Raw genomic sequence first — 14,493 nt, forward strand, 5'->3', positions numbered from 1 at the left:
GAGTCAGGAACCGACGACGTCGGCGGCGGTCTTGCGCACGGCCTTGTCGGCCTTCTTCAGCTTCTTCTTCGCGTCCCTGCCGAGCCCGGTGGCGTTGCGCCGCGCGTCGATGGCGAGGTGCTCGGCGCGCCAGGCGATCCCGGGACGGCCGTTCGTGTCCACGGCGGCCAGCAGGACGGCACCGATCAGCGAGAGGTTCTTGAGCAGTGTGGTGCGGCGCTGCTTCTTCCCCTCCGGTGTCGTGGCGTCCGCCGAGCGGTAGTCCACGAGCGTGTTGACGGTGGCGGTCACGGTCAGGAGCAGGGCCGCGACGCGCGAGAAGCGTCCGATGCCGAGCAGGAGCGCTGCTCCCACCTGGGTGGCGCCGAGCACCTGACCCACGAGCTTCTCGTTGTTCGTGACGGCGGCCGCGGAGGGGATCACCCTGGTCACCCCCGCGAGCACGGGCTTCAGCTGGGGAGCGGTGGCGCCGGCGTTCCGGAGTCGGTCCACCCCGGAGAACACGAAACTGCTGGCGATCAGGGGTCGGGCTACTACGCGGACAAGGGTCACTACTGCCTCCTGGTGGTCGGCGCTCTGCGCCGGACGTCAATGAAGTCGATGGATACGAAGCACGCTGAGTCTAGTTTCACACGTGGCGGGTGCGCACGCCGTCGGCGGACCGCTGATCGGTGGTGGTCGGCGGGGAGGAATAAGGGGTAGGGGAGTGCGGTTGAACCCTGCATGACACACGACCACGAGGACCGCACATGACGGGCGTGAGTACGGCGCACCCCCGGGTGGTGACGGAGTCCGCGGACTTCCAGCTGTCGACGTCGGTGCGACGTCCGGCGTCCCCGGCCGTGCGGCGACCGGGCCGCGTAGACTTCAGCACGATGAATACAACAGCCCCCTCAGGCAGCGCGCAGGCCGAAGACGCAGATCTCGACGTCTCGACGGAGTCGGAGGCGGACCGCAAGGCTCGCTTCGAGCGTGACGCCATGCAGTACGTCGACCAGCTGTACTCGGCCGCCATGCGCATGGCCAGGAACCCGAGCGACGCCGAGGACCTGGTGCAGGAGGCGTACACGAAGGCGTTCTCCGCCTTCCACCAGTACCGGCCGGGCACCAACCTGAAGGCATGGCTGTACCGGATCCTGACGAACACGTACATCAACCTCTACCGCAAGCGTCAGCGTGAGCCCCTGCAGTCCCACTCGGACACCATCGAGGACTGGCAGCTCGCGAAGGCCGCGGAGCACACCTCCAGCGGGCTCAAGTCCGCCGAGGCGGAGGCACTGGACCACCTGCCGGATTCCGACGTGAAGAGCGCACTGCAGGCGATCCCCGAGGAGTTCAGGTTGGCCGTCTACTTCTCGGACGTCGAGGGCTTCGCCTATAAGGAGATCTCGGAAATCATGAACACCCCGATCGGGACGGTGATGTCCCGTCTGCACCGCGGCCGCAAGCTGCTGCGCGAGCTCCTGGCGGAGTACGCGTACGAGCGCGGACTGGGTCCGGCGGCCGCGGAGGCGCGGGCCAGGGCACAGGTGTCGGCAGGATCGGCAGAGAAGGAGATGACCACATGAGTGACTGCGAAAGCATGGGCGACTGCGCCGACACGAGGATCGAGAGGCTCTACGAGTACCTCGACGGTGCGCTCTCGCACCAGGACCTCGTCGACATCAAGAACCACCTGGACGGCTGCCCCCAGTGCGCCGACGAACATGACCTCGAGTGCGTGATCCGCTCGGTGGTGAAGCGCTCCTGCACCGAAGTGGCGCCCTCGACCCTGAAGGCGAGCATCCTCGATCGGATCAGCCAGCTGAAGACGGTGGATCACTGACCCGTCGATTCCCCACGGAATCCTGACCCCGATCACGACGAAGCCCCCGGCACCTTCAGGTGCCGGGGGCTTCGTCGTCGGTGGTGCAGTCAACGCCTGGTGTCAGGTGTTGGGGCGCTTACCGTGGTTGGTGCCTCCGCGCTTGCGGTCGCGACGCTTGCGTGCTCGCTTGCTCATGGCAGCCTCCTTCTTGATCAGGCACTGTAGACGTGCAGAACTGACCCAAGTCTCCCATACGGTCGGGAGGCCACCTAAACAGCCGGGCTGCGGGCCCCGCCCCGACGAGGGCCAAGCCTAGGATGGGGACACCCGCCGTCAGCGAAGGAGCTCGAATGCGTGCCGTGTACGCCGCCAGTCAATCAGCGGAAGATCCGCTCGCCGGTCTGACGATCGGCGATCTCGCCGTCCCTGCCCCCCGCGACGGCGACGTCCGCGTCAGGGTCATGGCCTCCAGCCTCAACCACCACGACCTGTGGTCGCTCAAGGGCGTGGGGCTTCCTGCCGAGCGGCTCCCGATGATCCTCGGGTGCGACGCGGCGGGGATCGACGACGACGGCAACGAGGTCATCGTCCACGGCGTGATCTCGAGCGCCGACTGGCGTGGCGACGAGACCCTCGACCCGCGGCGGTCCCTGCTCTCCGAACGGAGCCCGGGCACCATGGCCGACCACGTCTGGGTGCCCGAGCGGAATCTCGTGCCCAAGCCGGCGGAACTCAGCTTCGAGGAAGCGGCGTGCCTGCCCACCGCCTGGCTCACCGCCTACCGCATGCTGTTCACGGTGTCGCCCGCGGCGCCCGGCTCCACCGTCCTGGTCCAGGGGGCCGGCGGCGGCGTCGCGACCGCACTCATCGCCCTCGCCTCGGCCGCCGGGTTCCGCGTCTGGGCGACGAGCCGGAGCGAGGAGAAGCGGCAGCGCGCCCTCGACCTCGGGGCGCACGAGGTGTTCGCGACGAACGCCCGCCTGCCCGAGCGCGTCGACGTCGTGTTCGAGAGCGTGGGGGAGGCGACGTGGGCGCACTCGATGAAGTCCCTTGTCCAGGGAGGGACCATCGTCACCTGCGGTGCGACGACCGGCCCCGCTCCCTCCGCTGACCTCAACCGCCTGTTCTTCCTGCAGCTGCGGGTCCTGGGATCCACGATGGGCACGCGTGAGGAGCTCGTCCGCCTGACGCGCTTCCTCGTGGCGACGGGGGTGCGGCCGGTGATCGACAGCATCCTCCCGTTCGACGAGGCGGCGACCGGCTTCGCGCGGATGCTGGAGGGCGACGTCGTCGGGAAGATCGTCCTCCGCCACTGACCGAGGCGATCCCGGCGCCGCCCGTCGCCGGACCACGAAGGGAGCTCTCCGTCGCCGGAGGGCTCCCTTCGTCGTCGCGCGTGGCCGGCCTGTGCTTCCGGCCGGCATGGTCCTGTGCGCCTAGTCGGTGACTCCCGCGGCGAGGATCGCCGAGCGCTGCTCGCGGCGCCTCGACTGCTCACCCGGATCCGGCACGGGGGCGGCCGCGAGGAGCCTCCGCGTGTACGGGTCACGGGGGTACTTGAGGATCTGCTCGGTGGTCCCCAGCTCGACGAGGCTCCCCTTGTTGAGCACGGCGATATGGCTGGCGAGCAGTTCGACGACCGCGAGGTCGTGGCTGACGAACAGGCATGCGAAGCCGCGCTCACGCTGCAGGTCCTGCAGCAGGTCCAGGACCTTCGCCTGCACAGAGACGTCGAGGGCCGACGTCGGTTCGTCGGCGACCAGCAGATCCGGCTGGAGGGACAGCGCGCGGGCGATCCCCACGCGCTGGCGCTGCCCGCCCGAGAGCTCGTGGGGGTACCGGTTGCGGAACGCGACCGGCAGCTGGACGTCCTCGAGGAGCGAGGCGACCCGCGTGTCGAGCTCCTTGCGGCCCAGCTTCTCGTGCAGCAGGAGAGGCTCACCGATGCTGTCGCCGATGGAGAGCCTCGGGTTCAGTGATGCGGCCGGGTCCTGGAACACGATGGCGAACTTCTTCCGCAGCGGCAGCAGCTGCCGGGCGCTGAGCTTCGTGATGTCGGTCCCGCCGATGCTCACGCGGCCACCGGCGGTGCCGATGAGCCCCGTGACGGCACGCGCGATGGTCGACTTGCCGGAGCCGGATTCGCCGACGAGCCCCAGGACCTCCCCGGGATTGATGGTGAACGAGACACCGTTGACGGCCTTGAACGGCGGCTGGCGGAATCGGCCCGGGTACTCGATGTCGACGTCCTGCAGTTCCAGCGCGGGAACCACGCCGGCTGCCGTGTGCGTCTCGCGGGACCGCAGCGCCTGCTCCGCGTACTCCTCGTGGATGCTGACGTGCCCGTCCACGACCTCGACGTCGGTGAGCACCCCGCCCACCTTCGAGCCCAGGTGGGGTACGGCGCCGAGCAGTTGACGCGTGTAGGCCTCGGCAGGAGCAGAGAACAGCTGAGCCGTGGGAGCCGCCTCGACGATCCGCCCCTTCTCCATGACGATCACGTGATCGGCCAGATCCGCGACCACGCCCATGTCGTGCGTGATGAGCAGCACCGCGCTGTTCAGCCGCTTGTTGAGCTTCCGCAGCAGGTCGAGCACCTCGGCCTGCACCGTCACATCCAGCGCCGTGGTGGGCTCGTCGGCGATGAGCAGCATCGGATCGTTGGAGAGCGCGATCGCGATCATGGCGCGCTGGCGCTGCCCACCGGAGAACTGGTGCGGGAAGGAGTCGTAGCGGCGTTCCGGTTCGGGGATCTCCACCATCCGCAGGAGCTCGATGGCACGCTGCTTCGCCTGCGCGGGTGAGAGCTCCGTGTGCTGTTCCACGGCCTCGCGGATCTGCTCACCGACGGTCAGCACGGGATTCAGTGCCGTCATCGGCTCCTGGAAGATCATGGCGATCTCCTTGCCGCGGACCTTCCGCAGCGTGCCCTGCGAGGCGCCGATGAGTTCCGTGCCGCGCATCGTCGCACTGCCCGTGGAGCGACCGTTGCGGGGGAGCAGGCCGAGCAGGGCCATGGAGCTCATGCTCTTGCCGGAGCCCGATTCGCCCACGATCGCGAGGATCTCGCCGGGGTGGATCTCGTAGGAGACCTCCTCGGCGGCCATGACCCACTCGTTGTCGACGTTGAACTCCACGCCGAGGTTCTTCACGGCGAGGATCGCGCCGGTGCCGACCGGCTGCTGCTCGTCGGAGATGACGACCGAATGTGCCATTACTGCTTCACCCTTGTCTGCTTGGGGTCGAAGGCGTCGCGCAGGCCGTCACCGATGAAGTTGACGGCGAGAGCGATACCGATGATGAACGCGCCGGGCCAGAGGAACAGCCAGGGGCGCACGGTGAGTGCGGAACGGTTGTCGTTGATGGCCTTCCCGAGCGAGGTGTCCGGAGCGACGACGCCCAGGCCGAGATAGCTCAGCGCGGTCTCGAGCAGGATCGCGCTCGAGATGGCGAGTGTGGTGGACACGATGATGACGCCGACCGTGTTGGGCAGGATGTGCCTGAAGATGATGCGGAACGAACTGGCGCCCACCGATTTCGCCGACTCCACGAACTCCTTCTCGCGCAGGGACAGGAACTCACCGCGCACGAGCCGCGCGAGACTGGTCCAGGTCACGGCCCCGAGGAAGAGCGCGAACGGTATGACGCCCGCCTTCGCGACGATTCCTGCGACGGCCGCCGCGATCACGACGGTCGGGATGGTGATGACGACGTCCGTGATGCGCATGAGGAAGGCCTCGGTCCACCCCCGGAAGTACCCGGCGACGGCGCCGACGGCCGTACCGATGACCATGGCCACGAGCCCGACGATGAACGCGATGATGAGCGAGGTCTGGGTGCCGCGCATGGTCAGGGCGAAGTAATCACGACCGAGGACGTCCTGACCGAAGGGGTGCTCGCCGAGGCTGAACGGCCAGAGGGTGAGCGTCGGACGGCCCTCGTTGAAACGGTCCGCGAGGACGTCGTACTCCTTGTCCCACCACCCGGGAATGCCCGCGAAGCCGATGGAGCTGAAGGCCAGCAGGACGATCACGGCCAGCAGCCCGATGCCGGCGAGAGCACCCTTGTGGCGGAGGAAGCGCTCCCGGATGAGGCGTCCCTGGCTCTTGGCCTCCGTGGTTCGGATCTGGTCCGTCTGCAGGCGCGTGGGCGTAGCCGTCGCGATGTCGGTGTCCTGGCTCTGCAGTGTCAGCTCGGACAGTTCGACCGAGGGCCTGGCGTCGTCCTGCGGGTTCTGATGTTTGCTCATGGGAGTGTCCTAGCTCAGGGTGATGCGCGGGTCGAGGAACGCGTAGGCGATGTCGGCCAGCATGTTGAACAGCACGGCTGCGGTACCGACCACGAGGAAGAATCCCATGACGGGTCCGGGATCCACGTTGGCGATCCCGTCGACGAACATCTTGCCCATGCCGTTCCAGCCGAACACCTGCTCCGTGATCACGGCGCCGCCGAGGATGCCGGCGAAGTCGAAGGCCATCAGCGTGGTGATCGGGATCATGGCGTTACGGAAGGCGTGCTTGACGAGGACCGTGCGCTCGCTCAGCCCCTTGGCCCGTGCCGTGCGGATGTAGTCCTGGTTCATGACGTCCAACTGGCTGGCTCTCGTGTACCGCGTGTACAGCGCGAAGGAGATCAGCGTCAGCGCGATGGTCGGCAGGATGAGGTGCAGCGCGTAGTCGAGGTTGATCTCCCAGAACGTGCCCTCGAGGTTCGCGGACTGCGAGCCGGTGGTCGGGATGGGCCGCCCGCCGGATTTCGCCGACAGCGTCGGGTACGCCTGGAGGAGTCGGTCGACCAGGATCATCAGGGTCATGGACACGGCGATCAGGGCACCGATCTTCGCGGCCTGCGCCCTGAAGGGTCCGGCGACGATGCCGGCGACCACATATGCGACCACCGCGAGCACCACGACGAATCCCAGGATGAGCAGCCAGTTCGGCGACTCGAGCAGCGGGATCGAGACGAGGTAGCCGATGAAGGCGACCGCTCCCGCAGCGAGGGCGGCGTGCAGGACGCGACGGCGCCGGAATCCGGCCAGCAGTGCGGTCCAGAGCACGGCGATGCCTGCTGCGGAGATCAGCATGCCCACGACTCCGAACCCTGGATCGACGAACCAGCCCGTGACGAGGAGCAGGTAGAGCGCGAGCGCGGTGGCAACAGCGGCGACCCCGAACGTGATGAGTCTCCGACGCCGGTCGCCCCCGACGATCACCGCCCAGATGACGCCGGCGACCACCCCGACCAGCGCGATCGTCAGATACGACGCCTGCGGATTCGACAGCCAGGTGTTGAGGTCGATTGCGAGGTACTGCTTGAGGAGCGTCGAGAGCCAGAACAGCGGCAGGGAGAACAGCAGGAAGGAGATGAAGGTCACGGAGTAGTCGAAGGCGCTGTACTGCCGGATGGCGGTGACGATGCCCACGACGACGCCCAAAACCAGAGCGAGCACCGTGGCGACCACGACGAGTCGCAGGGTCGAGCCGATGGCGTTCTCGAGTTGCGGGAGGATGGCCGCTCCGGAACGGTCCTGGCCGAGGGTGCAACTCACGCCACCGGGAACGAGGCAGTGGCCGACGTCCTGCAGCCACAGGAAGTACCGGGGGATCGGGGGGACGTCGAGGTTCATGGCGGCCCGGCGTGCCGCCTCGGTTGCTGCTCTTTCCGGGCCGCTCTGTTCACCCAGATCCTCCATCGGGTCGCCCGAGGAGATGGTGAGGAAGTACATCAGCGTTGTGGCCGCGAGCATGATGAAGAACGAGATGAACGTCCGTTTGGCGATGAAGTAGAACACGGGGAGCTCCTAGGAGGCGTGCAGATGATGGTCGGAGCCGGGCACAGGGACGGGCAGGCCCGAGGGCCTGCCCGTCCTCATGCGGTTCCGGCTGGGATGATCAGTTCTGCTTCGTCCAGCGGTAGGCATTCCAGGTGATACCGGTCTGCGTCGGGTTAAGTTCGACGCCCTCGAGCTTCGAGGAGTAACCGATGATGTCCGCGTTCGAGTAGAGCACCACGTTGTACTGGGTCTCCGCGAGACGCTGCTCGAGTTCCGTCTTGAGCGGGACGACCTGCTCGGCGTCGGTGCTCGTGGCGATCTCCGTCCACAGGCGATCGACCTCCGCGTCGCTGTAGCCGCCGAAGTTCTGCTCACCGTCGGTCACGTAGATCGACTGACCCGAGGCGACCAGTCCGGAGCCGGACCAGCCGAAGATGACCGCGTCCCAGGTGCCGGGCTGGGAGAGCTTGGCGCTCCACTCTGCCTCGGGCTGGGGAGTGATCTCGAAGCCGGCCTGGTCGCAGGAATCCTTGATGAGTGCAACCTGATCGGCGCGCAGCTGGCTCGTCGAGGCGAACATCAGCGAGACGCTGACAGGCTCGGTCTTGCCGGCCTCTGCGAGGAGGGTCTTGGCGCGCTCGATGTCGGCAACGCCGTCGCCCTGGGCAGCCGGAGCGCCCTCGAGAACGGTTTCGTAGTCGGTCTGCGAGGTCTGGTACTCGTGCAGGTTCAACACGGAGCCGGACGGATCGATCGGCGTCACGAACTTGTCGACCATGTCGGCGCGCGGCATGCAGGCGGCGAAGGCCTGGCGGACCTTGACGTCCTCGAAGACCGCGCCGGGGCGCTGGTCGAGGTCCACGTGGGAGAACGTGAGCGACTGCCCGGTGTCCACGGTGACGGTCTCGCCGATCTGCTCGAGAGCAGCCTTGGTGTCGACCGTGGGGCTGGAGGGATCGATGACGTCGACGTCGCCGTTCTGCAGAGCCTGGACGGCTTCCTCGTCGACGATCGTCTTGAAGACGATCATGTCGGTCTGGCCGGCGCGGTCCTCGCCCCAGTACTGGTCGTTCTTGACGAGCGTCAGGGTGCCGTTCGTGGCGTTGTCCAGCTTGTAGGGACCGGAGGAGGGGAGGATCGCGGTGTCGGGGAGCGTGGGCAGGTCGACCTCGTAGTTCCAGCCCGTGTTCCAGAATTCCGCCACCGGGGTCAGTGCCGCGATGTCCTTCGCCTTGATGGCCTCGACCAGTTCGGCACCGTCACCCTCGACGGACATGCCGCCCTGCTCCGCGGCGATGTGCGCTGGCATGAAGACACCCGTGGTGAAGAGGGCTTCCCAGTCCGCGTAGGGCTCGCTGAAGACGACCTCGAACTCCTTGTCGCCCGGCTCACCCTCGATCATCTCCATCTGGGCGAAGCCGTTGGTGGACGCAGCCAGGAACAGATCCGCCTCGGCGCCGGTCTCGGCGTCGGTGACGCCGCTCGGGTGCGTGCCGGAGGACGCGGCCCACGTGAGCAGCGCGTCGTCGTAGTCGATCGGCACGCCATCGGACCACACGGCATCTTCGTTGATGGTGTAGCTGATGGTCAGGGGATCGTCACTCGTCTTCTCGAAGGTCCCGAAATCCGTGTTCTGCTCGAGCTCCGCAGTGGGACTGTACGAGACGAAGGAACTCGACGTCAGGTTGTCCACGTAGGTGTTGTAGACGGCGTTGGTCGCGGCGGTGTTGCCGTTGTAGCCGGTGGGCGCCTGGCTGATGGCGATGTTGATGGTCGTGGCCAGGTTCTCCTCGGCACCTTCCGATGCCGGGGTCTCGGCGGTGCCGCCCGCTGATCCACAGGCGCTCAGCAGGAGAGCTCCGATGGACAGTGCGGCGAGCGTCGTAGCGCGCTTATTACGCATTGGATAGTCCTTACTCTGCTTGGTGCGAGGGACGCAGGGCGGCCCCTCGAGGCGGATTGCGGCAGTGACGGCAATCACACGGGGAAAGCATAGCGAACAAAAGTTGCCCCGGATACTCAGTGAGGAAGTGATAACCCAGTCGTTACCTCAGCGAAACATCAGGGCCCTGAAAACCCGCGAACGCCCCGGGACCAGTAGGGTCTCGGGGCGTTCTGGAGGTTCTCGGCGCGTTCGCGGGAAGTCACCCAGGGCCGCGAGGGCGGCCTCGGACGTGCCAGATGATGGACCTGCGGCTACTCGGGCGTCGGCAGGTCCAGCCACTGGAACCAGCCGCGGTGCAGCACGAGCCATGCCATGAGGCCATGACCCGCCTGGCCGGGTGCCCCGCCGTTGGCCGCGAGATCGTGTCGCCACTGCTCGTGCGCGAGGAGCGGCGTGAAGGTGTCCACGAAGACGTGCTTGCGGCGCGTGGTGACGTCGCCGAACGCGGCGGAGAGATCGGCGAGGCGGCGGTTCCGCTCCGCGTCCAGGCCCGGCGGGGGCCCGACGACGAGCACGCGCACGCTCATCTGCGCGGCGCCGTCGAGGATGTTCGCGAGATTCAGTCGACTCCGGGCGGTGGAGAGCTCGAGGTCCAGATCCCGGTCGGAGAGACCGATGACGAGGCGGTTCTCGTGGCCGTCCGCGAAGCGTCGTCCCACCTCCTGCAGCCACCTGTTGGCCAGGGCCTCCGTGCCCTCGCCGGGAGCCGCGAGACTGTAGGCCTCGACCGGTACGCCGTCGGGCCGCGTCCGGGCCATCACACGCCCGAACCATCCGAGAGCACGGGGGTCACCGAGCCCTGCGAGGAGTTCGTCGCCCACTGCTGCTAATCGGATTCTGCGTTGTTCCACGGGTCCCTCGGTGTGCTGGTCGGTGCGCTGAGACGCGACGGGTACGGGCTGCGTTCGCGCCCTTAAAGACGATGGGTGGGGCCGCTGGCCCCACCCATCATCATACTGACGGCTTACTGCTGGCGACCGAAGGCCTTCTTGATGAGGAGTTCCTGCTCGATCGCGTGGTTCTTCGCGGACCCCGTGGCCGTCGCTGCCGAAGCCGGCCGGCTGGCCAGACGCACGGGCCGGTCGAGTTCCTGCGGCAGGTTCAGCCCGATGAACGGCCACGGCCCCTGGTTCGCGGGCTCGTCCTGCGCCCAGACGACCTCCGCGTTGGGGTACTGCCGCAGCGCAGACGTGATCTCGTCGACGGGCAGCGGATAGAGCTGCTCCACCCGGACGATCGCCGTCCGCTCGTCGTCCAGCTTCTGCCTGGACGCGAGGAGGTCGTAGTACAGGCGACCGGACACCAGGATCACGCGTTCGACGTCCTTCACCGGCGTCCCGAGCGTGTCCGTGATGACGGGGCGGAACGTGCCCTCCGTGAACTCCTCGACGGGGCTCGCCGCTCCCTTGAGCCTCAGCAGCTGCTTCGGCGTGAAGACGACCAGCGGCTTCCGCGGACGCGTGTAGGCGTGCCGGCGCAGGAGGTGGAAGTGCGACGCCGCCGAGCTGGGGTTCGCCACGACCATGTTCTGCTCGGCGCACATCTGCAGGAAGCGCTCGATCCGGGCCGAGGAGTGGTCGGGGCCCTGACCCTCGTAGCCGTGGGGCAGCATGAGCACGAGCGAGGACCGCTGGCCCCACTTCTGCTCGGCCGAGCTGATGAACTCGTCGATGATGGTCTGCGCGCCGTTGACGAAGTCGCCGAACTGCGCCTCCCAGATCACGAGGGCGTCCGGGCGCTCCACCGAGTAGCCGTACTCGAAGCCCATGGCCGCGTATTCGCTGAGCAGCGAGTCGTAGACCCAGAACTTCGCCTGGTCCTCGCTGAGATCGTCCAGGGGTAGCCATTCGTGGCCGGTCGCGCGGTCGTGGAACACCGCGTGGCGCTGAACGAAGGTCCCGCGGCGGGAGTCCTGGCCCGCGAGCCGCACGGGCACGCCCTCCATGAGCAGCGAGCCGAAGGCCACGATCTCGCCGAAGCCCCAGTCGATGCCGCCCTCGCGGGACATCTGCTCGCGCTTGTCGAGCAGTGCCTTCAGCTTCGGGTGGACCGTGAAGCCGTCCGGGATCGCGGTGTGCGCCGCACCGATGTGCGCGAGGGTCTCCGCGCTGACGGCGGTCCTCGGTGCGTCACCGTCGGCACCGTCGGCCTGCTGGGCGAGGGGCCGCTCGAGGTCCGAGACGGCCTGGGGATCCTTCGTGATGACGGGGATCGGCGAGGTCTGCGCGGCATGGGTCTCGGCGAAGACGCGCTCGAGGCGCTCCTGGTAGTCACGCAGCGCCTGCTCGGCCTCCTCCTGCGTGATGTCGCCCCGCCCGATCAGCGCCTCGGTGTAGAGCTTCCGGACGGAACGCTTGGCCTCGATGAGGTTGTACATCATGGGCTGCGTCATCGAGGGGTCGTCGCCCTCGTTGTGCCCGCGGCGGCGGTAGCAGACCATGTCGATGACGACGTCCTTGTTGAACCGCTGGCGGAACTGGTAGGCCATCTGCGCGACGCGCACCACGGCCTCGGGGTCGTCGCCGTTCACGTGGAAGATCGGCGCCTGGACCATCTTCGCGACGTCCGTCGAGTACACGGAGGAGCGCGAGGACGTGGGGCTCGTGGTGAAGCCCACCTGATTGTTCACGATCACGTGGATGGTGCCGCCGGTGCGGTACCCGCGCAGCTGCGACAGGTTGAGGGTCTCGGCCACGACACCCTGACCCGCGAATGCGGCGTCGCCGTGGATGAGGATCGGCAGCACGGGGAAGCTGTCGCCCTGGTCGAGGAGGTCCTGCTTGGCGCGGACGATGCCCTCGAGCACGGGGTCCACGGCCTCGAGGTGGGACGGGTTCGCCGCGAGGTAGACCTTCGTCTGGTTGCCGGCGTCGGACGTGAACGTTCCCTCGGTGCCGAGGTGGTACTTCACGTCACCCGAGCCCTGCACCGAGCGGGGGTCCTGGGTGCCCTCGAACTCGCGGAACACCTGCGCGTAGGTCTTACCGGCGATGTTCGTGAGGACGTTGAGGCGGCCGCGGTGGGCCATGCCGATCGCCACTTCGTCCAGACCGTCGTCGGCCGCTCCGGAGATGACGGCGTCGAGCAGCGGGATCAGCGATTCGCCGCCCTCGAGGGAGAAGCGCTTCTGACCCACGAACTTCGTCTGGAGGAACGTCTCGAAGGCCTCCGCCGAGTTCAGCTTGTGCAGGATGCGCAGCTGCTCCTCGCGGCCCGGCTTCGAGTAGGGATGCTCCAGCTCGTCCTGGAACCACTGGCGCTCCACCGGATCCTGCAGATGCATGTACTCGATGCCCGTGGTGCGGCAGTAGGCGTCACGGAGCACACCGAGCATGTCGCGGAACTTGAGCATCTGCTTGCCGCCGAAGCCGCCCGTGGGCCATTCGCGGTCGAGGTCCCACAGGGTGAGCCCGTGCGTGCGGATGTCGAGGTCCGCGTGCTTGCGCTGCACGTACTCGAGCGGGTTGGTGTCCGCCATGAGGTGACCGCGGACGCGGTAGGCGTGGATGAGCTGCTGGATCCGGGCGACCTTGTTGATCTGGTCCACCGGGTCCACCTGGATGTCGGCACTCCAGCGCACGGGCTCGTAGGGGATCCGGAGCGATTCGAAGATCTCGTCGTAGAAGCCCTGCTCGCCGAGGAGCAGCTGGTGGATGATCCGCAGGAACTCGCCGCTGCCCGCACCCTGGATGACCCTGTGGTCGTAGGTCGAGGTCAGCGTGATGGTCTTGCTGATGGCGTTCTTCGCGAGGGTCTTCTCGCTCGATCCCTGGAACTCGGCGGGGTACTCGAGGGCGCCGGCGCCGATGATGCAGGCCTGGCCCTTGGAGAGGCGGGGGACGGAGTGCACCGTGCCGATGCCGCCCGGGTTGGTGAGGGAGACCGTGGTCCCGGCGTAGTCGTCGGCGCCGAGCTTGCCGGCGCGCGCCTTCTTCACCAGGTCCTCGTAGGCGTGCCAGAACTCCGAGAAGTTCATGGTCTCGGCCTTCTTGATGTTCGGCACGACGAGGGAGCGGGTGCCGTCCGGCTTCGGCATGTCGATGGCGAGGCCGAAGTTGACGTGCGCGGGCTGAACGGCCGAGGGCTTGCCGTCGATGACGTCGTAGTACACGTTCTGCGACGGGAACTGGGCGAGTGCGCGGATGATCGCGTACCCGATGAGGTGCGTGAAGGAGACCTTGCCGCCGCGGGCGCGCGCCAGGTTGCTGTTGATGACCACGCGGTTGTCGATCAGGAGTTTGGCGGGGATGGCGCGGACGCTCGTCGCCGTGGGGACGCTGAGGCTCGCCTCCATGTTCGTGGCGATCGCCTTCGCGGGACCGCGCAGCACGTTGACCTTGTTCTCGTCCATCTCGGCGTTCCTGGCCGAGGCGGGGAGCTGGGCCGGGATGGGCTTGCCGGCCGGCTTGTCCTCGCGGGAGGTCTCGGGCTTCTTCGCGGCTTCCTCGGCGGGTTCCTTCGCGACGGGTGGCTTGCCGCTCTGCTGTGTGCTGGCCGGGCTCTCGCCCGAGGCCTTCGGCGCGGGCGCCTCCGCCTTCACGACGGGCAGTTCACGCGTGGTCGGATGGGCCGTCGGGGACGGCGCCTGGGGGGCTGGGGCCTCGGCGGGCTTGGCCGCGGCGTGGCGTCCGTTCTCCTCGGTGGAGTTCTCCGCGTCGAAGGAGTCGAAGAGATCCCACCATTTGCGGTCGACCGACTGCCTGTCCTCGCGGAACTGCTCGTACAGCTCGTCAACAAGCCACTCGTTTCCGCCGAACTCTTCAGGTAGACGGTGGCTGGTCTGTTCTGGCACTTGGTATACGCCTCTTCCGTAAGTTGCCCTGAGCGCGGTGGGTCGGCAGGCATCGCAACGACGCGACCAGACCTCTGTCAAGTGTAGTGACAGGGGTGACCAACAGGCCAATCAGCCGGGCCGTGACGGGGCGGGGACATCGCGGGGGGATCGCTGGGGAGACGGCGGACACGGCG

11 protein-coding genes are annotated in these 14,493 nt (G+C 67.5%); 3 read left to right on the forward strand and 8 right to left on the reverse strand.

Annotated elements, in window-relative coordinates:
• Positions 1 to 3 precede the first annotated feature (3 nt).
• Positions 4 to 552, reverse strand: coding sequence for a DoxX family protein (locus AC4D12_RS04930; protein ID WP_490948811.1), 549 nt, complete (start codon positions 550 to 552; stop codon positions 4 to 6).
• Between the two features lie 197 nt (positions 553 to 749).
• Between AC4D12_RS04930 and AC4D12_RS04935 the strand changes: the two genes are divergently transcribed.
• Complete coding sequence (locus tag AC4D12_RS04935; RefSeq protein ID WP_490948812.1) at positions 750 to 1,568, forward strand: sigma-70 family RNA polymerase sigma factor; 819 nt, start codon at positions 750 to 752, stop codon at positions 1,566 to 1,568.
• Entirely contained in the window at positions 1,565 to 1,825 is a 261-nt protein-coding gene (gene rsrA, locus AC4D12_RS04940) for a mycothiol system anti-sigma-R factor (RefSeq protein WP_490948813.1), read from the forward strand. The genes AC4D12_RS04935 and rsrA overlap by 4 nt, the downstream gene beginning before the upstream one ends.
• Positions 1,826 to 1,927: 102 nt before the next feature.
• Here the strand turns inward: rsrA and AC4D12_RS04945 are convergent, their stop codons facing one another.
• Positions 1,928 to 2,002: a 50S ribosomal protein bL37 gene (locus AC4D12_RS04945; protein ID WP_490949483.1), complete on the reverse strand. Its 75-nt coding sequence runs from the start codon at positions 2,000 to 2,002 to the stop codon at positions 1,928 to 1,930.
• Positions 2,003 to 2,157: 155 nt separating this feature from the next.
• Here AC4D12_RS04945 and AC4D12_RS04950 point away from each other — a divergent pair, with 155 nt between their 5' ends.
• Complete coding sequence (locus tag AC4D12_RS04950) at positions 2,158 to 3,123, forward strand: zinc-binding dehydrogenase (RefSeq protein WP_490948814.1); 966 nt, start codon at positions 2,158 to 2,160, stop codon at positions 3,121 to 3,123.
• A 120-nt stretch (positions 3,124 to 3,243) separates the two neighbouring features.
• Here the strand turns inward: AC4D12_RS04950 and AC4D12_RS04955 are convergent, their stop codons facing one another.
• From AC4D12_RS04955 to AC4D12_RS04980, 6 genes are all read right to left on the reverse strand, one after another.
• A complete protein-coding gene (locus tag AC4D12_RS04955; protein ID WP_490948815.1) occupies positions 3,244 to 5,022 on the reverse strand; it encodes an ABC transporter ATP-binding protein in 1,779 nt (592 codons plus the stop codon).
• Positions 5,022 to 6,056 carry an ABC transporter permease gene (locus AC4D12_RS04960; protein WP_490948816.1) on the reverse strand — a complete coding sequence of 345 codons (1,035 nt, stop codon included), beginning with the start codon at positions 6,054 to 6,056 and terminating at the stop codon, positions 5,022 to 5,024. Before AC4D12_RS04960 ends, AC4D12_RS04955 begins: the two co-directional genes overlap by 1 nt.
• Before the next feature lie 9 nt (positions 6,057 to 6,065).
• Positions 6,066 to 7,598, reverse strand: a complete 1,533-nt coding sequence (locus AC4D12_RS04965) for an ABC transporter permease (protein WP_490948817.1) — start codon at positions 7,596 to 7,598, stop codon at positions 6,066 to 6,068.
• Positions 7,599 to 7,698: 100 nt separating this feature from the next.
• A complete protein-coding gene (locus AC4D12_RS04970) occupies positions 7,699 to 9,483 on the reverse strand; it encodes an ABC transporter family substrate-binding protein (RefSeq protein ID WP_490948818.1) in 1,785 nt (594 codons plus the stop codon).
• A gap of 293 nt (positions 9,484 to 9,776) precedes the next feature.
• The gene (locus AC4D12_RS04975) at positions 9,777 to 10,376 is read right to left on the reverse strand and encodes a GDSL-type esterase/lipase family protein (protein WP_490948819.1); all 600 of its coding nucleotides are present in this window, start codon (positions 10,374 to 10,376) and stop codon (positions 9,777 to 9,779) included.
• Between the two features lie 113 nt (positions 10,377 to 10,489).
• Positions 10,490 to 14,317: a multifunctional oxoglutarate decarboxylase/oxoglutarate dehydrogenase thiamine pyrophosphate-binding subunit/dihydrolipoyllysine-residue succinyltransferase subunit gene (locus AC4D12_RS04980; protein WP_490948820.1), complete on the reverse strand. Its 3,828-nt coding sequence runs from the start codon at positions 14,315 to 14,317 to the stop codon at positions 10,490 to 10,492.
• Positions 14,318 to 14,493: the final 176 nt, after the last annotated feature.

The organism is Arthrobacter sp. TJ-266, from assembly GCF_058269115.1.

Coding starts and splice junctions, on each gene's coding strand:
- AC4D12_RS04935 (WP_490948812.1), top strand. CDS start 750: ATGACGGGCGTGAGTACGGCGCACCCCCGGGTGGTGACGGAGTCCGCG.
- rsrA (WP_490948813.1), top strand. CDS start 1,565: ATGAGTGACTGCGAAAGCATGGGCGACTGCGCCGACACGAGGATCGAG.
- AC4D12_RS04950 (WP_490948814.1), top strand. CDS start 2,158: ATGCGTGCCGTGTACGCCGCCAGTCAATCAGCGGAAGATCCGCTCGCC.
- AC4D12_RS04955 (WP_490948815.1), bottom strand. CDS start 5,022: ATGGCACATTCGGTCGTCATCTCCGACGAGCAGCAGCCGGTCGGCACC.
- AC4D12_RS04960 (WP_490948816.1), bottom strand. CDS start 6,056: ATGAGCAAACATCAGAACCCGCAGGACGACGCCAGGCCCTCGGTCGAA.
- AC4D12_RS04970 (WP_490948818.1), bottom strand. CDS start 9,483: ATGCGTAATAAGCGCGCTACGACGCTCGCCGCACTGTCCATCGGAGCT.